Here is a 22,411-nt window from a genome sequence, read left to right as displayed (position 1 = left end):
GAAACGAACAATGCACTAAAGTAACGTTATTTATGTCAATTTAGTACATCGTTTTGTTAAAAAATTCTGCTATTCGACTTGCAGATTAACTTTGTTAATTTATAATGTCAAACCCAGTGTATTTGCGCAATACTTCAGGGATAACTATTCCTTCCGGAGTTTGGTAATTTTCTATGATTCCGGCTAAAACTCTTGGCAATGCTAATGAACTTCCGTTCAATGTGTGTGCTAATTGTGTTTTGCCTTCTTTTCCTTTAAAACGCAGTTTCAAACGATTGGCCTGGAACGTTTCAAAATTCGAAACCGAACTAATTTCCAACCATTTATCCTGAGCCGTAGAAAACACTTCAAAATCATAAGTTAATGCCGAAGCAAATCCCATATCTCCTCCACAAAGACGTAAAACACGGAAAGGTAATTTCAGTTCACGCATAATGGTTTTCACGTGCTCGACCATGCCATCTAAAGCTTCGTATGATTTATCAGGATGTTCGATGCGAACTATTTCTACTTTATCAAATTGATGCAAACGATTTAAACCGCGAACGTGTGCGCCATAAGAACCAGCTTCGCGACGGAAACATGGTGTGTAACCTGTACACAAAATCGGCAATTCGCTTTCCTGTAAAATCACATCGCGGAAAATATTCGTTACCGGAACTTCAGCAGTTGGAATTAAATATAAATCGTCGGTTGCATCGTGGTACATTTGGCCTTCTTTATCAGGCAATTGTCCTGTTCCGTAGGCAGAAGCTTCGTTTACCAAATGCGGAACCTGAAACTCCTGATAACCGGCTTCAGTATTTTTATCTAAGAAATATGAAATCAGTGCACGTTGTAATTTGGCTCCTTTTCCTTTATAAACAGGGAAACCTGCGCCGGTGATTTTTACGCCTAATTCAAAATCGATGATGTCGTATTTTTTTACCAATTCCCAGTGTGGCTGTGCGCCTTCGTGCAAAACGGGAATATCACCTTCCTGAAAAACGTTTAGGTTGTCATCCGGAGTTTTTCCAACCGGAACAATATCGGCAGGAAGGTTTGGCAACAGATACATTTTTTCTAAAAGGTCATTGGCTAAAGCATCGGCTTTATCACCAAGCTCTTTACTGGTTTCTTTTAACTGAACGGTTTTCAGTTTTAGTATTTCTGCTTTGGCTTTTTCTCCGTTTTTCATCAAATCGCCAATGTCTTTGGATAATTTGTTTGATTCTGCCAAAGTATTATCAAGCTCAACTTGTGCGCTTCTTCTGTTTTCATCTAATGCGATTACTTCTTCCACGAGTGTCTTCACATCCATGTTTCTCTTGGCCAAAGCCGCAATCACTTTTTCTTTATTATCTCTGATGTAACTAATCTGTAACATGATATTTTTATATATGGACGCAAATTTAATGAAATGTTTGATATAACCTTTCCGATATACAAAAACTTAGGCTTCGGGTTCTTCGTATTTAAAGTGTTATCAATATATTAGTTTATAGAATATTTAAGATTAATTCGTGTTGATTATTAGTATATTCGCAAAAATTTTCACAATGCTATGAAAAAAACCTACTTACTATTACTTTGTCTTTCGATAGCTTCTGTTTTTGCACAGCGCAACTTAAGCAAAACCAATTCTATTGCTGAAGCTGAAATGAAATCGGCTGAACAACAAATGAATATTGAAGTAAACCCAAATACGGCTAATTACAATGTTACCTATCACCGATTGGAGTTTACAGTTAATCCAACGGTGAAGTTTATCACAGGGAAAGTGTTTACTACCTATACAGCATTGGAAAACATGACTACGATAACATTTGATTTTGCCAATGAATTAACGGCGAGTTCGGTTAAAATGGGAGCAACCAATTTGACTTTTGTCGAAAACACCAACAATGAGTTGATTATTACTTTGCCTGCGACTCAAACTACTGGAACTTCTGCTACTGTTGAGATTAATTATTCGGGTGTTCCGCCGACCAATGGTTTTGATTCTTTTGTTCAAACAACGCATAGTGGCAGCCCGGTTATTTGGACACTTTCAGAACCATTTGGTGCCAGAGACTGGTGGCCTTGCAAGCAGGATTTGAATGATAAAATTGATGTGATAGATGTTTATGTTACTGCGCCATCACAGTATGTTGCAGTAGCCAACGGAGTTGAACCTGAAGCACCAGTAATCAATGGTGCTAACAAGACAACACATTTTCATCACGGTTACCCGATTCCGGCTTATTTAATTGCTATAGCGGTTACAAATTATCAAATTTACAACCAAACCGCAGGAACGGCACCAAATACATTTCCCGTTATAAATTATATTTATCCTGAAAATTATAGTTCTGCTGTTACGGATTTAAGTGAGACTATAGGAATAATGAATTTGTATGAAACATTGTTTGAGCCCTATCCTTTTCGCAACGAAAAATACGGTCATGCCCAGTTTAGTTGGGGCGGAGGGATGGAGCATACCACAGTTTCTTTTATGTATAATTTTGACAGGCAATTGATTGCTCACGAAATGGGGCACCAATGGTTTGGCGATAAAGTGACTTGCGGCACATGGAAAGACATTTGGTTAAATGAGGGATTTGCAACCTATTTGGCAACTTTAGTGATTGAAAATTTTGATGGCGCTGATGCTTTTGTAACTGAAAAAGGAGGTATGATAGATTATATTACTTCAAGTCCGACAGGGAATGTTTATTTAACTGATTTACAAGCCACCAATGTAAACAGAATTTTCAGCAGTCGATTGAGTTATAACAAAGGCGCTATGGTTTTGGAAATGCTGCGTTTTAAAATGGGGGATGCTGCATTTTTTCTTGGAATGAGAAATTATTTAGCCGATCCAAATCTCGCATATAAATATGCGGTAACCACAGATTTTAAAACCCATATGGAAGCGGTTTACGGACAAAGTTTAACCGAGTTCTTTAACGATTGGATTTACAACCAAGGCTATCCTACTTATACGATTACGGCTCAAAACTGGGGTGCAGGTCAGGCCAGATTTGTCATTAACCAAACCCAATCGGATGCTTCTGTTTCGTATTTTGAAATGCCGGTTCCGGTTAGAATTTTTGGTGCCGGCGGGCAACAAGCGGATATTGTTTTGAACAATACAGTTAACGGAGAGGTAATTATCACTAGTGTTCCATTTTCAATCACGAGTGTTGAATTTGATCCTAAACGACATCTAATTGCAGGAGCTTCTTCTTCGGTTACCCTAGGAAATCAAAACTTTGATTTAGACAATGCGGTTTCGATTTATCCTAATCCGGGTTCGGATTTAGTGCATATTCAAATGCCAATTACATCAACACTGGAAAAAGTAATTGTTTACAATAATCTGGGTCAAAAAGTTTTGGAAAATTCTAATTTAGATTTTTCGGTAAACAGCCTATCAACGGGTGTTCATTATGTGGATATTCAGACTACAGAAGGAACTTATCATAAAAAATTCATAAAAAAATAACCTTATACAAACTATTATGTGCAAGAGTAAGGTGGAAACCTTACTTTTGTGCGTTTAAAAGAAATCGATACATAAGAAATGGAAATTGCAATCAAATTATCACAATTTTTACTGAGTTTATCAATACTAATTATACTTCACGAATTAGGGCATTTTATTCCTGCCAAATTATTTAAAACACGAGTAGAAAAATTCTATTTATTTTTTGACATCAAATATTCTTTATTAAAAAAGAAAATCGGCGAAACCGAATACGGTATCGGCTGGCTGCCATTGGGAGGCTATGTAAAAATATCAGGAATGATAGATGAAAGCATGGATAAAGAGCAAATGGCATTGCCGCCGCAGCCATGGGAATTTCGTTCTAAACCAGCATGGCAGCGATTAATCATTATGCTTGGTGGAGTTACGGTGAATTTTATTTTGGCGTTTATCATTTATATTGGGATGACCTTCTTTTATGGCGAACAATATATCGCTAACAGTGAAGTGAAAGATGGTATTTGGGTTGCCAATCCGGTAGTGGAAAAAGCCGGATTAAAAACAGGAGATAAACTGATTTCAATTGATGGCGAAAAAGTGGAACGTTTTAGTGAAGCTAACGAAAAGGCACTTTTGTCTAAAGAAATAGTAGTCCTTCGTGATGGACAGGAAGTAAAAGTACATTTTCCGGTAAACTTTATCGACCAATTGATGCAGGGCAAAAGAGTATCGTTGTTAGAGCTGCGTCTTCCTTTTATTGTTAGAGAAGTTCAGGACGATTCACAAAACAAAGCGGTACTGAAACCAAAAGATATTATTACCAGCCTTGACGGAAAACCAATAAAATTCGCCGATGAGTTTTTGGCAGCTCTTGATACTTTGAAAGGGAAAACGGTTCCCGTACTTATCAAAAGAGATGGGAAAGAAGTTGCGGCTAATATAAAAGTCAACGATAGTGCCAAACTTGGAATTGCCTACGCTTCTAAAATACCGTATGACGATTTAGAAAAGTTAGGATTGTACAAAGTAAGCAAAGAAGAATTTGGTTTCTTTGCATCAATTCCGGTTGGGATTAACAAAGGTTTTGACCAACTCAGCAGTTATGGAAAGCAGCTAAAAGCTATTTTCACTCCAAGCACAGGTGCTTACAAAGGTGTTGGTGGTTTTGCGGCTATCTTCAATATATTTCCACATAGCTGGAGTTGGGAAGCGTTTTGGAGCATCACAGCATTGTTATCGATCATGCTTGGCGTTATGAATTTATTGCCTATTCCGGCATTGGATGGCGGTCATGTAATGTTTTTATTATACGAACTGATCAGCGGTAGAAAACCAAGCGATAAGTTCTTAGAAAACGCCCAAATGGTTGGCTTTGTTTTACTTATTTCGTTGTTGCTGTTTGCCAACGGGAATGATATTTATAAGGCAATTTTTAACAAATAATATTTTTTAAAATTTTCTTGATTATTTATTTGTAAAAAATAAAAATCGTTCTATATTTGCAACCGCTTAAAAGATAAACTATCTTCCTCCTTAGCTCAGTTGGTTAGAGCATCTGACTGTTAATCAGAGGGTCCTTGGTTCGAGCCCAAGAGGGGGAGCTTAAAAGAGCAACATGAAAGTGTTGCTCTTTTTTTATGCAATGGTTTTGGGCTAGTTCCGAAGCTTCGGAATGTCTCCAATTTTTATGGCAACCTTAAAATCAGTAGAAGTAGTCATTTTAATTCAGTTTCAGTTTTCAAAAAATCCTTTTAATTATTTACATTTGAATCCCAATTAAAGTTAACCCTGAATTTAGCTTTTTAACCATCCTCATGCTAAAAAAGTATCTTAAAATAATCCTACTATTGACGCTTTCTTATGCTACAATCGCACAAGAACTGAGCAGGAAGGATATAATACAGATAAGGGAAGTCCAGGCGCTGCTCATCAGTAATCCCGAAAAAGCACTTGCAGCGGCAACACGGATGACCACTTCCCAAAATGAAATATTCCGCCTCTGTGGGAAATACTATATAGCCAACTACCATTACAACCGCTCCGATTATAAAACCGCAAAACAAATTCTGATTGAACTGCTCGACACGCTCGAAAGTAAAAGCAGGTTGACATCAAATAAATCTTATGTCGATTTAAAGGGCATGTGTCTAAACAAGTTGTTCTACCTCCATAAAAATCTTGGGGAATACAGCCAGGCACTTTATTTTCTTGACAAATACAATGATGGCAATCCCACCGATCGTTTTGAAGAGCAATATGGTATTGCCAGAATTGCCCTGGGGGATTATGCTGAAGGCATCGCAATGCTAAAGCACGCTGCGGCAACATCTCCGCATTTACGGCTGGGCGAAGGCGAAAGCAAGACCATGAACGATAAATTGTTTGCTGACAAATATAATATGATTGGGGAAGCCTATCAGAAATACTACCTGCAGTCAAAAAAACCTATTTTGCTTGATTCTGCTGATTATTATTTTAATAAGGCTGCCAGGCTGATGCTTGATCACGATTTTGAAACCGCTTACACCACAGCACTTCTCTATATGCGACAGGCAGGTAATGCAGAAATGCGAGGTCAGTATAGAAAAGCACTTGCCTTATATCGTAAAGGAAAGCATGGCAATAACATTGAGCAAAACATACGTACCGTCCAGCAGTTCGATCTCGGTATGGCCAATTGTTTTTATCATCTGAAACAATATGATTCCGCTATTACTTATTCCCACCGCTACATTAAAAATTATGCAATAACCCGGATTTCAAAGGAAAACCTTTTGGTTATCTATAATATTCTGTCTAAAAGCTATAACGCCAAAAAAGATAATAAGGAGGCCTATCGTTATGCAAGGAAAAGTTTGATGCTGATAGACTCTATTGACGTTATCAAGAATAAATCATTGGGTTTTGTCCATAATTACGACCTCAAGAAAATTACTGCCGAGTCCGAAGAAATAATTAACCAGAAAACCTATTTTAAACTCGGGCTCTTTGGCGTGCTGTTTATTTTGACGATAACGGCTTTGGGCTTTTATTATTATTACCGGGAGCAAAAAAGCAAGCAGCGACGGTTTCTTGAGATTATCCGGAAACTTAAGGAAAAACCATTGTTACCGGATGATATAACTAATGATGAGAAAGAGGTGAAATATACTCTCGACGATGACTTTATCACAAAAACGGCTATGGGTCTGCGGAAGCTTGAGGAAAAAGAAGCTTTCCTTAAACCTAACTTCAGACTCGATTTTGTGGCCAAAAAGCTGAATACAAACACCACCTATCTCTCTCAGTATTTCAACCAAGTGATGGATAAGACGTTTTCAGAGTATACACAGGAACTTCGCATTGGGCATGTACTTCAAAAGCTGGATGAAAGCCCTGTTTTCAGGAACTACACCATGCAGGCCATTGCCGAAGAGGTAGGCTATAAGGACGCCGCTACTTTTGTTCGGGTATTCAAAAAACAGACTGGTCTGTCGCCGAGCTATTACATCGAACAGTTGAGGAAATAACCTTTTGTTTCCCATTGGTTTAGACTCGTTTTTTTATATTGTTTTTTATAAATAGTCACATACACTAATTGGCACTCCCGTTTTCAAGGCATAGATTTACGCTCTAAATTATTAAATCTACTCTATGAAAATTTTAAAAATTACAGTAATAGCCGTAATTGGTTTATTTAGTTCAATGATTTCCGCTGCCGATTTGCATGTTAGAAATCTAGGCGCCGGAGGTTCTTATTCTACCGTTTCCGCAGCCATTACCGCAGCGTCAAATGGAGACCGAATCATCATTCAGCCTAAAACGGATGGATCTGCCTATGTAGAAAACATTACTGTAAACAAATCACTAACATTCGTATCCGAAACTATTTATAACAAGTATTTTATAAGAGGAACAATAAACATTACGCCTTTGGCAGGCAGAGTCGTTACCTTTTGTAATTTGAGTTCAGGGAATTTTACGATTTATAATGTAACAGTTACAGCAGCAACTACGGGTGGAAGAACTACGGTAAACCTATATAACTGCTTTTTGAATAATGTTGATACCACTCAGGCAAACACGACCACCAATATGTCAGGATGTACCGTTAGTGGATATGTATTCTTCTCACACGGAAGGATGACCGGAAACAATGCGCAAAGAATAACCGCCTACAATACTTCTTCTGACACTTCCTTAGCAACTTACGATGTTGAAATTATAGGAAATGCAACCTCTTCTTTAATTGCGAATCAACAGAGCAGTTATAATTTTAAGTTCTACAATAACTTTACTTCAGGATTTGGCGTTTATGCGACCAAAGCAGGCGGATCTAACGAAATCATAAACAATACGGTGTATGAGCCTAATGGCGGAGATGTAGCGCCAATTTATATTACCGGAAATGGTAGTCCGGGCAGTGGCGGAAATATTGCCATCATGAACAATGCGATTTCTTTTGTAGTTGCCCAAACCAATGCCTGTATCCAAACCGATGGTATAGCAAATGTAACGGCAACCTATAACGTATCTACTAATGCCTTTGTAACCGAAGGGACAATTACACAAAGCAACAACACCGGAGCCGTTAATATGAACTTCAACAATACATACTATACCGTAACCGGTATGAATGTAAATGCCGGAAATCCTTCGGTATTGTACACCGATTTAGACTTAACCCGAAACGATGCCGGACACTATGGTGGCTCGAACAGCTGGGATAACTACTGGCCGGCTGATGGAGGTGGAATGCCACAAGTGAACTATTTACTTACTCCAAGAGCAATTTTAAACACCAGCACACTGAACGTTTCAGGATCTGGTTATTCTAAATAATTTTAAATACGACAATGATGAACAAATTTATATATAGTGTAGCGACATTTTTAATGGTAATTGTTGCTTCAGCACAATCTTCAGTAGTACAAGCAGAATATTTTTGGGATACCGATCCTGGATACGGACTTGCTACTCCGGTTTTAGCAACAGATGGCAGTTTCAACAGCACTTTTGAGCAACTTACAAAAACGGGAATCGTATTGCCTGCCGTTGGACTGCATGTTTTTAACATTCGTATAAAAGACAATACCGGAGTTTGGGGTCCGGTGTTCAGAAACGTAATTAGTGTACAAACCACTTTAGGAACAGCCGACTTCGATTTAAAGAACGTAGTTGTTTATCCAAATCCGGTAAAGGATATACTGAACATCAGTATCGATAGGAATATAACAGCGGTTGCACTTTATAACGTATTAGGGCAACAAGTACTAACGAAGTTTTTTAATAGTAACGAAGTAGCTTTTGACATCTCAAACCTTACCGCAGGAACCTATTTTGTAAAAGTGGCTTCTGATACCGAGGTGAAAACGATAAAGATTATTAAGCAGTAATAAATGGTTTGCTTATTTAAAAAGCCTGATATGAAAGTATCGGGCTTTTTGATTTAATATGATAATACTTTTTAAGTAAGGATTGCAAATCCGCGCTATCGGGGCAATGGCTATACTAGTCCGGTTAGTTGGAGTTTTATATTGTTTTTTTAAATTTATATCTGTTAGAATACCACACGAAAGGATTCGTGCGGCAGCGGGGTTTCAGCTAAAATAAGAAATATAAAAGAGGAGTGATATACATTTTGTTTACTTTTCAACAAAACCCCACCCAATCAACCATTTTTGCCCTCATAATTTACCCTGTATTCCTTAGCCGCGTATTGTGCATAATTTTTCGTTTTGATTTTTATGCTACATTTCGTTGTGCATAATTTTCGTTTTGATTTTTATGCTACATTTCGTTGTGCATAATTTTCGTTTTGATTTTTTATGCTACATTTCGTTGTGCATAATTTTCATTTTCATTTTTTATGCACAATCAGACAACAGATAGAATTAGGCTTTTTAATTCTACCTTTTCTCCTATAACAAACTAAATTGAGAGTAAAAAAGGCTTTAAGAAATAAGAGCCGCCTTTAACTTTCCTTTACCACTTTCCACAGCAAATAAGCCTTACTTTTGCCGCATGTCTGCAAAGAAATTCATAGGGTTTGGTTTACTACTGTCATTACTGTTGCTTTTTAGTTTTTCAGTAACTGCCCGTACCGCTATTGCTGCCAATGAATCTTCAGACAACCGAAAGGAAACCTTCCACAAGGCAGACCATTCCTTCCATAAAAACATGCTGCAGCCTCAGGTGATGCAGGTTACTGTGATGCCCGAGCATTCGGCGAAACCGTTAGCTGTTGCCTATAGTACGCTGTACTGCAGTGAAAGTATAAACCTGTCGTTACAACCCACAAGACAGGCCAATGTATTTATTCAGGATGTTAATCGCTGTGAAAGTGTTTCGCGACTACTTTTTCCCTTCCATTATTTTTGGTAAAGACTTCCTTTTTTAGCAACTAAAAATCGAATACCGTCGCATCCGTTCGGATAGCGGCACTAACTTTATTAAAAATAATTATCATGGATACACCAGTTATCATCATAGGCCTTGTGCTTTTAGCCATTGTGGCTTTCCCACTTTATTTTGTAGTGAGAGCAAACCAATTAGACAAGAACCAAATCAAGACCCTTTTTGCCCAAAATAGTCAGGATAATAAATACCAATTCGAGCTTATAGCAACTCACAATCGAAAGGCTTTAGGCATAGATTCGAAAAAGAAAGGCCTCCTTTTTATAGACTTTAACCTTAACGAACCGTATGTATCTTTTCAGGATTTAAAAGAAAGTGAAAGCTGTAAAGTGGCAACCTCAAGTCCACAGGGAAAATCAAATACACTGAAAAAGGTAGAATGGTTTTTTATGTCAAAAAAAGGCATACCGCAAAGCAACACCGTGCTTTTTCACGATGCCGACAATGATTATATTGTTCCCGTGTATGCGCATGAAGAACTCAAACTGGCACAGCAGTGGCAGGAAGTCATTCAGAAACATCTTTAAATAGACAAGTGAAAGTCCAAAAGTCTGATACTAAACTATCAGGCTTTTTGATTTAAAAAGATAAAGGAACTCTCTGAAAAGTATCGACAGGTGTTGTATCCTGAAGGTTATTTGGATTAACAGCGAACAACATAATAGTTTTATTTGTATGTTTACCACACACAATTTAATTTACTGAATGCTTCTGTTGGAAAATTCGCAGGACCATCCAGGGCTACTTTTTACCACAATGAAAAACTGCATCCGACTTAGTCTTGTACTTATCTTTTCCGTATTTGGCTCAGGCCAATTAAATGCTCAAATTACAATTCTTGACCAAAGCCTCCTTACTCAGGCAAGCTTTAATTCGTTTACACCAGTGAGTGTTATTGGTACTCAAAGCTGGTATTTTAGTTCTAGTTATGGTGCGGTTTGCACTGGCTATTCGAATGCACAAAACCACGAAAACGAAGATTGGCTTATTAGCCCGAATATGAATCTGGCACTAACAAACAATACAAAACTTACATTTAGCCATACCCGTGGGAGCACTCCGTTTGTTAATGTGGGTGTTGCCGAAGGTTGGTATAAAGTTTATGCAACGGCCAACTATAGTGGAGATCCTGCTACAACTTCATGGATAGAACTGACGGGCGTGAATCAAACTATTACTGTGGGATGGCAGTTTGTTTCTTCTGGGGATCTTATCATTCCGGAAGCGGCTAAGTCAGCAAATTCACGTATTGCTTTCCGCTATCAGAGTAGTGCTACCCAAAGTGCAACCTGGGAAATAAAGAATGTCAAGGTTACGGCGGATGCGCCTGTAAACCCCAATACGAGTGAATTCAAAATCACCAACTGGAACACCGAATGGCTTGGCTGTACGAATTTTGGTCCTACAGATGAAAACCTGCAGCTTAGTAATGTTGCGGCTGCCATGCTGGCGATGGACTCGGATATATATTGTATTCAGGAAGTTTCCAACTTGTTAACTAATCCCTCAATCCCGGCACTTGTGACTCTTATGGGCAGTGATGTTTGGGAAGGCAGAATTGTATATCCGAACGCTGTTGATTGCGAACAAAGACAAGGTATCATATATAAAAAAGCACGGGTGCAGTATGTTTATTCGGCTATGTTAAGTAGTGGCGGTCCGGCTCAAGGTAATTCCTATTATTTCAATTGGTCAAGTGGGCGCTATCCTGCACGATATGATGTAAACCTTGTTTCGGGTGCTAACCTCATCCCTTTGTCTATCATAAATATCCATGCCAAGGCGGAAGATGGCGATGCCGGGAGCTATACACGAAGGCTGGGTGGTTCGGAGGCACTGAAAACCATTCTTGACGGAACTAGTTACAACACCAGAAACCTCATTCTTATTGGAGATTTCAATGATTACCTTGTGGGAACAACAAGCACTAGCTGTGGCTGTACGGACTCGCCCTATAAAAACTTTATGGATGACGCAACAAATTATATTCCCACCACCCAGTATCTCAATGACTCGCATTGGAATCGTCCGCTTATTGAGAATATCATAGTATCTAATGAACTGTCACCAAACTACATTATGAACAGTAGTGCCCAGGAAGTAACCGCTGCCCAAAGCATAAGTGATTATTACAATACGACTTCCGATCATTTGCCTGTAAGCGCCCGTTTTCGGTTTTCAACATTGGCCACTCCTTCTTATTCCGTTCCAACTTCATTTACCATTTATCCCAACCCGGTTAAAGCCGAGTTAACATTTGAAGGAACTACGCCCGAGGATGATGCAACTATCATCTTATATGACTTAACCGGCAGGAAGATGCGTTTTGAAAAAACAAACGCGCATACGCTTAATGTTAGCACACTGCCTTCGGGAATTTACGTCTTAAAAGTAGGGGATAAGTTTGGACGTTTTGTGAAGAATTAGGGATTTTGTAATTGAGTACTTTCTGTAAAGTATGCGCAGGAAGTTATTCAGAAACATCTTTAAATAAACAAGCGGGCTTTTGGCCCGCTTGTTATAATGTTTTTTTTATTCATTAAGAAATTTCGATAAGCTTTGCCGGTTTCGGTAAGGCTTCTTCTTTTTTCGGAATGGTTAGATAAAGGATACCTTCAGTATACTGTGCATTAATCTTATCAACATCTACAATGTTTTCTGGCAGTGTAAAAGTTCTTCTTAACGACTCAAAGCTGAATTCTTTTCTGTGATAGTTATTCAAGTCGGTTTCTGATTGTGATTGTTTTTGGGCTGTAATAGTAAGTTGGTTTTTATCCACTTCTACTTTAAAATCTGCTTTAGTCAATCCCGGTGCAAGTAGTTCAATGGAAAAGGTTTCGTTGGTTTCTTTAATGTTTACCGCCGGAATTACCGCATTGTTTTGGTCAAAAAAATTAAGATTCCCTTCATTAAAAGAATCACGATTAAAAAGGTTGTTTAAAAGCATCGGCCAACTGTTGTTAATCAATGGCAATCTTTTTAAAGTTTCCATAATAATTTAGATTTAAAATTAGACAATAATTATTTTTTTCACTCAACGAACAAGTTATGTGCCGACACTATTTTTGGTGAAAAAATGACAGAATTCTGAAAAATGATAGTAATGAAAATGACATTTTTTCAGAAAATGAAGTGTAACGATGTGCTGATTTTTAGTTTGATTGCAGTCAAAAGGCTAATATGGAAGCATTTGATTTTTTATTTCCAATGTTAAATTTTCATCTAATGTTACCAAATTGTTAAGTAAAAGTTTTTTTAATGTAAAAAAATGTATACATTTGTTATGTAATTATGAATGTTTAAAACCTACTACGATGAAAAAGATATTAATTTTAGGTGCTTTAGCAATCTCGGCATTGACTTTTGCGCAAACTGAGAAACCATTTTTGGAACAAGAAGGGAATTTAGTAAAAGCTACTTACTACTATGATAATGGACAAATCCAACAACAAGGTCATTTTAAAGATGGCAAATTGGAAGGAAGTTGGGTTGCTTATGATACTAATGGGAATAAAAAATCAATGGGTGAATATACTAATGGAGAAAAAACCGGGAAATGGTTTTTCTGGAATGACAAATCACTTAGCGAAGTTGATTATTCAAACAGCAGAGTGGCCAAAGTAAAATCTTGGAAACAAGATGCTCTTGCTAAAAATTAAAAAGGTAATTGTTTATAATGCAAAAAGGGAACTCAAATTGAGTTCCCTTTTTTATTTATAGTTGTCGAAGATTAAGCTTCTTCCAATTCTCTTCCTGCATTTCTTTTGTCGCGTAACCAATATTTCACTCGTTTCACTAAATAGAACATTACCGGAACCATTACTAAAGTCAGTACAGTTGCATAAGTCAATCCGAAGATAATGGTCCATGCCAATGGCGACCAGAAGATAACATTATCACCACCCATATATAAGTGCGGATTCAAATCGGTTATCAATCCGAAGAAGTCAAAGTTTAATCCGATGGCTAACGGAATCAATCCCAAAACTGCCGTCAACGCCGTTAATAAAACCGGACGTAAACGCGATTTTCCACTTTCGATAATTATGGCTTTTATTTCGTCAAGCGATAAGTCGTTGTGCGATTCAACACCTTTGTCGGCAACTTTTTTATCTAAAAGCAATACAAAGAAATCCATTAATACAATTCCGTTTTTCACCACAATTCCAGCCAGGGAAATAATTCCCATCATGGTCATCAGGACAACGAAATCCATTCCGGCAATGACGTAGCCATAGAAAACACCACTAAAACTCAACAATACCGTAAATAAAATTACAATCGTCTTCGAAACCGAGTTGAACTGAAGTACAATTATAATCGTAATTCCGGCCATTGCCAGGAACAGGGCAAGCATCAAAAAGCTTTGGTTTTTCCCTTGTTCTTCCTGTACACCCGAGAACGAGTAAGTGATTCCCTTTGGCAATTCGTAACCTTTTAACTCAGAAGCAATTTGTTTAGTGATTTCATCCCCATTATAACCGGTTAAAACGTTAGAATAAATTGTCATTATTCGTTTGTAATCTTTTCGTTTAATTTGATTATAGGTATTTGTTTTCTCAGTATGGGAAACAGCCGAAATAGGCACTTGCATTATTTGACCATTTGCTTGATTTCTAAATGTCAACGATTGATTGAACAACACATTTTCATTTTTGCGTTGGTCTTCCTGCATACGAACCACAATGTTGTAATCGTCATCACCTTCCTTAAAAGTTGAGATTTCCTGACCATAGACAGAACGACGCAAATTGAATCCTAATTGTCCTGTAGAAACACCTAAACTTCCTGCGTTAACACGGTCAACTTTTACTTCCAATTCGGGACTTTCTTTATTTACATCAACATTAAGCCTTTCGATACCCGGAATTTTTTTAGAGTCAATATAGGCAATCATTTTGTCCGCCTCTTTCAGCATCACATCATAATTGGCACCCGGAGCACCAGTTAACTGAACGCTAATAGGATAACCGGCGGGTGGTCCGTTGGCATCTTTTTCGACGGTCACTTTAGCACCGGCTATTCCCTTCACACGACCTCGAATTTCTTCTAATACATCAGACGTATTAACCCCTCTTCTGAATTTAAATTCGGTGAAGTTTACTGTCACTTTTCCTTTGAATGGGGTTTCATTAGCAGAACCGGCATCTACATTTGGATTTCCGGCACCGACACCCACTTGAGATACAATACTCTCGGCTAAATAGTTTTCATTCGTTTTTGGGTCGATATACTTTTTCATGATATCGATGATTTGTTTCTCAACAAACAAAGTAGCCTTATTGGTTTTTTCGATATCGGTTCCCTGAGGATATTCAATATAAGTGATGACTTGTCTTGGCGTATTATCCGGGAAGAATAATACTTTTCTTGGGAAAACCCCCAAAAGTATAATTGATAAGAAAAGCATTCCAATTATCCCTACAAGTGCATACCAAGCTCTTTTTCCGGTTAAAATTTTTCCTAAAAAGAGCTTGTATTTTTCCTCTAATGCCGGAAAAAAACTGTGTTGAAAATCTTGCGTCCATTGGTACATTTTAACTCTGTACAACCACATTAGTCCTAGAGAGATAATGGCTAAATGTCCAATACCACGCAATAATTTATTGTCGTAAACGTGTGAGTTTCCGAGAACAGCAAACAAAATACCAACAACTGTAAAGATGATCGTGTATTTTTTGACAGATTTCTTAGAAACGTTTTTATCTTCAATGTCCATAGAACCACCGGTCATAGCAGCATTGATAACCATCGCTACAAATAAGGAAGCCGTCAAAGTAACCGTAAGCGTTATCGGGAAATAAATCATGAATTTTCCCATAGTTCCGGGCCATAAGGCAAAAGGTAAAAACGCCATCAAAGTAGTTGCAGTAGAAGAAATAACCGGCCATGCAATTTCACCAATACCAATTTTGGAAGCTTGTATTCGAGACATTCCTTTTTTCATGTTGGCAAATACGTTGTCAACCACCACAATTCCGTCATCAACTAACAATCCTAATCCCATTACCAATCCGAAAAGCACCATAGTATTTAATGTTTTTCCAAATGCTGCTAATAATGTAAAGGCAATCATCATCGATAGCGGAATGGCCGCGCCCACAAATAGCGAGTTACGCAATCCCATGGTAAACATCAATACAATCATTACCAGTACGATACCAAAAATGATGTGGTTGGATAATTCATCTACCTGATGTTCTACTCGAGAAGATTGGTCGTTAGTCAATTCTACTTTTAAATCTTTTGGCAAATAATTCTCGTGTGCGGCTTCAATTTTTTCTTTTACCTGATCAATAGCCGAAATCATGTTTTGACCCGAACGTTTTTTTACGTTGAGCATTACTACTTCATTTCCTTTTTCGCGGGCATAGGTTGTTTTTTCTTTTTCTTTAAATGATACTTTGGCAATATCTTTTAAATAAACAGTTCCACCATTGTGCTTTACAATGATGTTCTCCAGTTCCATTGGGTCTTTAATTTCTCCTATTACACGAATGTTATTTCTGGAACCTTGAGAAATTAAATTCCCACCCGAAATAGTCATGTTTTCATATTTTACGGCATTTTGAATGTCGTCAAACGAAACTTGAGCAGCGGTCATTTTGAAGATATCTACCGCGATTTCAACTTCTTTGTCATCAACACCCAGGATGTCTACTTTCTTTACTTCCGGAATTTCCTCTATGTCATCCTGCAGTTTTTTACCATAATCTTTTAGTTGCTGTGTGGTATAATTCCCTTTTAAATTGATATTCAAAATAGGCACTTCTTCCGAAATGTTTAATTCAAACACATTAGGTTCCACTTTACTTCCGTTGTCTAAGTTTGGCCAATCGGTATCGGCTTTAACAATGTCAACTTTATCTTTAATTTTAGTTTTGGCTTCTTCAATAGAAACATCATCCGAAAATTCGGCGATAATCATCCCGTAATCTTGATATGAATTAGCTGTAACTTTTTCAACACCACTTATGTTTTTGATTTCTTTTTCGAGTGGTTTGATGATTAACTTTTCAACGTCTTCTGATGAATTCCCTGGGAAAACTGATGAAATGTAGACTTTGTTTTCGATGATTTCCGGGAAATCTTCTCTTGGCATCGTGATATAGGAAATTAATCCGGTCACAACGATAAGCAGGGTAAAAATATAAACCGTAACGCGGTTTTCTATTGCCCAACTTGATATACTGAATTCTTTACTTTGATGGCTCATTTTTTATAGTTATGAGTTATAAGTTATGAGTTATAAGTTAAAGATTGGAAACAATCTGGAACTTAAAACCTAGAACTTACAACGGTTTTAGAAATTCAACTTCATTCCTTCAGAAATAGTATTCGCACCTTCTGTTACGATAATGTCATTGGCAGACAAACCGCTTAAAATTTCGGTAACGTTATCAGATGATTTACCAACCTTGACAACCACTTTTTTGGCTGTTCCGGTTTTGCCGTTACTTCCTTCAACCACATAAACATATTGGTCGCCTTTTCCGTCTTCCTGAATCACACCTGTTGGAACAACAATAGCATTTTTGCTTGTGTAATCTGTAATTTTAAGTTTGGCAACTTGGTTTGGACGCAACAAGTTTTCAGGGTTTGGAACGCTAACTTCGATACCAAAAGTTCGGTTGTTTGGATTGATATAACTTCCAACCTGACGCACTTTCCCTTTATAGGTTTTTCCTAGTGAACTGAGATAAACATCAACCTGATCACCAAGTCTCAATTTCCCGATATAAGTTTCAGGAACAGAAGTTGACACATACATATTTCCAAGGTTTACAATACGCATTAAACCCGTAGCGCTCGGGGCAACAACCTGACCTTTTTCAGCAAAAACTTCATCGATTGTTCCCGAAAAAGGAGCGCGAATAACCGTTCTTGCCAATTGTGCATTTATTTGAGCAACGGCTTTTTGAGCCGAAACCATTTGTGTTTGAGCTTGTAAATACTGAATTTCAGAACCGATTTTTTTATCCCAAAGATTCTTTTGTCTTTCGAAAGTTGTTTTGGCTAAACTGTATTGATTTTGGGCACTTGCCAATTGTTGACTCAACCCACCATCATCAACTCTACCCAGAATTTGTCCTCTCGAAACTCGGTCTCCGGCTTTGACTGTTAATGATGTCAATGTTCCGCTGAATTCAGGTTGAACCAAGATATTTTCTTTGGTGTTTACATTTCCCTGAATGTCAAGATAGTGATTAAAAATGGTGTCTTTTAATGTTAAAACAGAAACCAAAGCTTCTTCTTTTTTAACATCTAAAGTAGCTAAAGCGCTTTCAATTTTAGCAATATCAGCCTGTAGTGCTGTTTTCTTTTCGTTTAATGCTTTTACGTTTTTAGCGCTGATTAAATCGTCAATATTGTCTGTCTTTGCTGTATTTGAGCAGGAAAGAAGAACGATAGATAATACGGATAATATGATTATTTTCTTCATTTGTATAGGGTTAGTTTTTATTTAATAATTTTTCTAAAGTTGCTTTTTTGTTGATGACTTCTACCATTGATTTTAGGTAGTCCTGTTGTTTTGAATATAATTGTTGTTGGGCTTCGGTAAAATCAAAACTTGAAGAAAGTCCTTCACGGAATTTGATTTGCTGTTTGTTTTCGATGCGTTCTGCCAAACTCAAATTGTCTTTTGCAGTAGCATATTGATCCAAGCTATATTCATAGTCGCTTTTCGCACTTTCAAATTGAAGCTTTAATTTTTGCTCGGTTTCTTTTAGTTGTGTTTTCGATTGTTCCAAAGCAATTTTGGCTTGTTGTGTTTTGGCACTTCTTCCAAGACTGCTAAATATCGGCACATTTAAACTCACACCAAGATTTGAAAAGTTATTCCATTTTTGGTCTCCGTTGGCAAATGTAAATTCGTTGGCAAATGAATTGTAACCAAAGTTAAACGCAGCACCAAGTGATGGTAAGGCTTTGCTTTTTTCATACAGCATCATCAATCTTTTTGACTCCTGCACGTTTTGACCAATTTGATAATCAATGTTATTGGTAACATTAAAATCTTCTTTCAATAGCGCCAGGTCAAAATTGTTTTGAGTTAACGAGTTTAGATTATCGGTCAATATTAACTGTTCTTCTAAATCAATGCCTAAAACCAGTTTTAGCATATTAGTTGAAATGGTTTTCATTCGATTAGAATATTCCAAAGCACTTTTAACCGATGACAATGTTAACTGCAATTGTTCTACATTTTCTTCTTCAATAAGACCGTTTTTAAAAACTTCTTTGGTATCGTTTAGTGTTTTCTCTAAAATGGCTTTGTTCTTTTCCAGAATCAAAACACTTTCCTGTGCCAACAATACATTTCCATAGGAATTGGTTACAATTTCTTTTAATTCCTGATTGGTTTTTATTTTGGCGTTTTCAGAAATTTTCAAATAGGTTTTAGCCGATTGTAATCCAACCAAATAAGAACCGTCAAAAATTAATTGTGTAAGCGATGCTTTTCCAACCATGGTTTGTTTAGTTCCAAAGGCAAAGGTTGAAATTTCACCCGGAGTTCCTCCAAAAGGGCCGCCACCGCTAACGCCTTGTTTAGTGAATTCAAATGTGTTCAGATAATCTAAACCGGCATTGATTTGTGGCAAGCCTATTGTTGTAGTTTCCCATTTTTTCTTTTTGGCCGCTTCAATATCTCGATTGGCATTGATGGCCGAATAGTTATGCTCCAAGGCATGATTGATGGCTTGTTGCAGACTAAAAGAATAGGTTTCTTTTTTGTCCTGTGCTTGTAAAACAGTTACAAGCATTAAAAAGGTTAGTATAAATTTGTTTTTCATGGATGATAATTAAGTATGGTGAATTTTTATTTGTTTTTCTAGTTCTATAATTCCTTCCGGAGTTGCAATTGCTCGTGTATGGTATTCGAGTGCTTTGGCTTCGAGTTCGTATGCGTCTTTTTCCATCATCGTATTTTCGTTGATAGAAAAAATAAGTGTGTAATAAAATTTTACGGCAGCTTCAACATCGGTGTCTTTTCGGTATAAGCCTTCGGCAATTCCCTTTTCAATATTCTGACGAAACATCTGACTACAATCTTCTATTTTATTACAAGCCATCTTTTCGTAAATTTCAGGGTAATGCTTTTTAAGCTGATACGCCGGAGAATGGTCAAATGACTGAAACATTTGTTTGAACATTTCGCGCATTTGAAAATTCTCGGCAATAGCATTGTGATTTTGCGAAACCACTTCTTCCATCAAATCGTTAATTTTTTGGTGTATGACTTCGGTTCCTTCTTCAATCAACATTTCTTTGTTCCCAAAATATTTGTAAATTGTCTTTTTGGAAATACACATCTCACACGCAATGTCATCCATCGTAACGCTCTTAAAACCTAGCTTTAAGAACATGTCGGTAGCTTTTTTGATGATTTTATCTTTCATTTATTCTGAATTTATTTACTGCGTCAGTTCGCTTTGCTCGGGTCAGAATCTCTTCTCAGGATTCCTAAAAATTATGGGGCAAATGTAATATGGAAACTTTAAACACTAAAATAGTTTCCAAAGTATTAACGTAAATTTAACATTGGCAGGAATGACACTTTTGTAATGCGGAGAGAATAACCTAAATTAGCCGAAAATATTTTTATGTACGCGATATCGCATTATCAGGACATAGTCACAGCACATTTCAAATCGTTAGCTTTAAAGGAAGAACCTAAAAATCTTTATGAGCCAATCCGTTATATTCTTTCGCTTGGCGGAAAAAGATTGCGTCCGGTTTTAACATTAATGAGTGCTGAAGTTTTTGATGCTGACTGTCAAAAAGCATTGTCGGCGGCAACAGCTGTCGAGGTTTTTCATAATTTCTCTTTAATTCATGATGACATTATGGATGACGCACCACTGCGAAGAGGAAACGAAACCGTACACGAAAAATGGAACATCAATACCGGAATTCTTTCGGGCGATGCCATGCTGATTTTAGCGTATCAATATTTCGAAGAATACGAACCAACAATTTTTAGGGAATTAGCCAAGCTATTCAGTAAAACCGCTTTAGAAGTTTGTGAAGGACAACAATACGATGTCGATTTTGAAACACGCGATGATGTTACGATTCCCGAATATCTCAAAATGATAGAATATAAAACTGCCGTTTTAGTTGGTGCCGCTATGAAAATGGGAGCAATCGTAGCCCAAACTTCAACAGAAAATGCAAATGCTATTTATGATTTTGGTCTGAATTTAGGCATTGCGTTCCAACTGCAGGACGATTATCTTGATGCTTTTGGTAATCCGGAAACCTTCGGAAAGCAAGTTGGCGGCGATATCATCGAAAACAAAAAAACCTATTTATATCTGAAGGCAATCGAATTTGCATCGGCCAATGAGAAAGAACAATTACTGCATTTGTTTTCCATTCAGCCTAATGATAATACCGATAAAATCAATTCCGTAAAAGAGATTTTCAATCAAACCGGAGCTTCAGAAGCCACGCAAAAAGCCATTCAAAATTATACTTTCAAGGCGTTGGAAACTTTAGATAAAATGAATATTAGTGATGACAAAAAAGCAATTCTGAAAGCTTTTGGAGAAAAATTAATGAGTAGAAATGTCTAGTTTTATTGCACCATCAACTACTGAAGATTTACTTTCGGAAGCCGAAAAAGAAAACTTATATTCAAAACTAATTGACCAAATAAATAAGGATTTCAACTTTGCTAACGAAGGAATAGATTTCCCGCAAGGCACAACGCCGCATGAACTTAAAGTACAGCTACACGAAAAAATTTATCGTTTGATTCAGTATAAATACGCTGAATTACTCAACTTACTATACATCATTGATGTCCCTGAAGACAATGTCAAACAACTTGATGGTTCCGATACTGTCGAACTTTCGGAACAAATAGCTTTCCTGATTTTAAGAAGAGAATGGATGAAAGTGTGGTTTCGAAATAGGTTCTAAAAAAACACTCTGACAAACGGCATAAACGCACTGCCGTAAATGTCTTCTTTTTTGTCAAAAAGCAAGTTGAAACGAGCGCCAATAGTAACGCCGCCTTCCTGATAACCACCGCCAAAAAACAAACCGGTATTCCAAAAACTGCGTTTGTAATCGCCTCCTAATTCAATGTATTTGTTGTTAACACTCACTTCAGCTAACTCTAGTGAAAACTGAATTTCTTCAATCGGGCTGTATATTCCAATTAAATTTCCGCCGTAAACATTGGAAGAATAATAATGTTTTTGTTTCAAATTGCTGTATTGCAATCCGGCTCCAAAAGCAAAATGGTCATTAAAATTATAAATAGCACTTGGTGCAATAGTAATATCGGTGTAATCGCTGCCAAAGGAAGCACCAAAACCACCACCAAATTGAACATGCTCCCAAAAATCACCTGTTTTAGCTTTTGGCAAGGGTTTTTCCTGTGCATAAAATGAGCAAGTAAATGTTAAAAAAACAAATAGAAAAACGGTTTTTGTGCAATCGATTAACTTGAAGTAATACATGGTTTTTTTCGATTAAATTTTTACAAGATAAAAGTATCTAAAATAATTAATATTTTATCCATTTATCGTACTTTTGCCAAACTAATTTACA

Annotated in this window: 18 protein-coding genes and 1 tRNA gene; 12 read left to right on the top strand and 7 right to left on the bottom strand. The window is 37.2% G+C overall.

The genetic code is table 11. From position 1 onward, the window contains the following. Positions 1-94 precede the first annotated feature (94 nt). The gene (gene serS / locus L1S35_RS06480) at positions 95-1,366 is read right to left on the bottom strand and encodes a serine--tRNA ligase (protein WP_236398103.1); all 1,272 of its coding nucleotides are present in this window, start codon (positions 1,364-1,366) and stop codon (positions 95-97) included. A 177-nt stretch (positions 1,367-1,543) separates the two neighbouring features. Here serS and L1S35_RS06475 point away from each other — a divergent pair, with 177 nt between their 5' ends. The 9 genes from L1S35_RS06475 (at position 1,544) to L1S35_RS06435 (ending at position 12,271) form a co-directional block, all read left to right on the top strand. Next, entirely contained in the window at positions 1,544-3,466 is a 1,923-nt protein-coding gene (locus tag L1S35_RS06475) for a M1 family metallopeptidase (protein ID WP_236398101.1), read from the top strand. A gap of 78 nt (positions 3,467-3,544) precedes the next feature. Beyond that, positions 3,545-4,891 (top strand): RIP metalloprotease RseP, encoded by a 1,347-nt coding sequence (rseP, locus tag L1S35_RS06470; protein WP_236398098.1) that lies wholly within the window; start codon positions 3,545-3,547, stop codon positions 4,889-4,891. An 84-nt stretch (positions 4,892-4,975) separates the two neighbouring features. Continuing rightward, positions 4,976-5,049 (top strand) — tRNA-Asn (locus tag L1S35_RS06465). A 246-nt stretch (positions 5,050-5,295) separates the two neighbouring features. After that, the gene (locus L1S35_RS06460; protein ID WP_236398095.1) at positions 5,296-6,957 is read left to right on the top strand and encodes a helix-turn-helix domain-containing protein; all 1,662 of its coding nucleotides are present in this window, start codon (positions 5,296-5,298) and stop codon (positions 6,955-6,957) included. 124 nt (positions 6,958-7,081) lie between these two features. Continuing rightward, positions 7,082-8,269: a hypothetical protein gene (locus L1S35_RS06455; RefSeq protein WP_236398092.1), complete on the top strand. Its 1,188-nt coding sequence runs from the start codon at positions 7,082-7,084 to the stop codon at positions 8,267-8,269. Positions 8,270-8,286: 17 nt separating this feature from the next. Further along, the gene (locus tag L1S35_RS06450; RefSeq protein WP_236398089.1) at positions 8,287-8,823 is read left to right on the top strand and encodes a T9SS type A sorting domain-containing protein; all 537 of its coding nucleotides are present in this window, start codon (positions 8,287-8,289) and stop codon (positions 8,821-8,823) included. Between the two features lie 628 nt (positions 8,824-9,451). Continuing rightward, positions 9,452-9,811, top strand: a complete 360-nt coding sequence (locus tag L1S35_RS06445; RefSeq protein WP_236398086.1) for a hypothetical protein — start codon at positions 9,452-9,454, stop codon at positions 9,809-9,811. 83 nt (positions 9,812-9,894) lie between these two features. Continuing rightward, on the top strand, positions 9,895-10,371 hold the full coding sequence (locus L1S35_RS06440) for a hypothetical protein (protein WP_236398083.1): 477 nt from the start codon (positions 9,895-9,897) through the stop codon (positions 10,369-10,371). A 229-nt stretch (positions 10,372-10,600) separates the two neighbouring features. Continuing rightward, a complete protein-coding gene (locus L1S35_RS06435) occupies positions 10,601-12,271 on the top strand; it encodes a T9SS-dependent choice-of-anchor J family protein (protein ID WP_236398081.1) in 1,671 nt (556 codons plus the stop codon). Positions 12,272-12,383: 112 nt separating this feature from the next. Here the strand turns inward: L1S35_RS06435 and L1S35_RS06430 are convergent, their stop codons facing one another. Beyond that, complete coding sequence (locus L1S35_RS06430) at positions 12,384-12,836, bottom strand: Hsp20/alpha crystallin family protein (RefSeq protein WP_236398079.1); 453 nt, start codon at positions 12,834-12,836, stop codon at positions 12,384-12,386. Between the two features lie 322 nt (positions 12,837-13,158). Between L1S35_RS06430 and L1S35_RS06425 the strand changes: the two genes are divergently transcribed. Continuing rightward, a complete protein-coding gene (locus L1S35_RS06425) occupies positions 13,159-13,503 on the top strand; it encodes a toxin-antitoxin system YwqK family antitoxin (RefSeq protein WP_236398076.1) in 345 nt (114 codons plus the stop codon). A gap of 71 nt (positions 13,504-13,574) precedes the next feature. Here L1S35_RS06425 and L1S35_RS06420 read toward each other — a convergent pair whose 3' ends face one another. The 4 genes from L1S35_RS06420 to L1S35_RS06405 form a co-directional block, all read right to left on the bottom strand. Then, complete coding sequence (locus tag L1S35_RS06420; protein ID WP_236398073.1) at positions 13,575-17,060, bottom strand: efflux RND transporter permease subunit; 3,486 nt, start codon at positions 17,058-17,060, stop codon at positions 13,575-13,577. 87 nt (positions 17,061-17,147) lie between these two features. After that, positions 17,148-18,287 (bottom strand): efflux RND transporter periplasmic adaptor subunit, encoded by a 1,140-nt coding sequence (locus L1S35_RS06415; protein WP_236398070.1) that lies wholly within the window; start codon positions 18,285-18,287, stop codon positions 17,148-17,150. 10 nt (positions 18,288-18,297) lie between these two features. Next, positions 18,298-19,641 carry a TolC family protein gene (locus L1S35_RS06410; RefSeq protein WP_236398068.1) on the bottom strand — a complete coding sequence of 448 codons (1,344 nt, stop codon included), beginning with the start codon at positions 19,639-19,641 and terminating at the stop codon, positions 18,298-18,300. Positions 19,642-19,650: 9 nt separating this feature from the next. Beyond that, entirely contained in the window at positions 19,651-20,247 is a 597-nt protein-coding gene (locus L1S35_RS06405; RefSeq protein WP_236398065.1) for a TetR/AcrR family transcriptional regulator, read from the bottom strand. A 204-nt stretch (positions 20,248-20,451) separates the two neighbouring features. Between L1S35_RS06405 and L1S35_RS06400 the strand changes: the two genes are divergently transcribed. Then, positions 20,452-21,426 (top strand): polyprenyl synthetase family protein, encoded by a 975-nt coding sequence (locus L1S35_RS06400; RefSeq protein WP_236398062.1) that lies wholly within the window; start codon positions 20,452-20,454, stop codon positions 21,424-21,426. Then, positions 21,419-21,775, top strand: a complete 357-nt coding sequence (locus L1S35_RS06395) for a hypothetical protein (RefSeq protein WP_236398060.1) — start codon at positions 21,419-21,421, stop codon at positions 21,773-21,775. The genes L1S35_RS06400 and L1S35_RS06395 overlap by 8 nt, the downstream gene beginning before the upstream one ends. Here the strand turns inward: L1S35_RS06395 and L1S35_RS06390 are convergent. Continuing rightward, a complete protein-coding gene (locus L1S35_RS06390; RefSeq protein ID WP_236398057.1) occupies positions 21,772-22,320 on the bottom strand; it encodes a hypothetical protein in 549 nt (182 codons plus the stop codon). The genes L1S35_RS06395 and L1S35_RS06390 overlap by 4 nt on opposite strands. Positions 22,321-22,411: the final 91 nt, after the last annotated feature.

The sequence above is a fragment of the Flavobacterium anseongense genome (genome assembly GCF_021608185.1).
Classification (GTDB): Bacteria; Bacteroidota; Bacteroidia; order Flavobacteriales; family Flavobacteriaceae; genus Flavobacterium; species Flavobacterium anseongense.
This window is presented reverse-complemented; position numbering and strand designations above follow the sequence as displayed.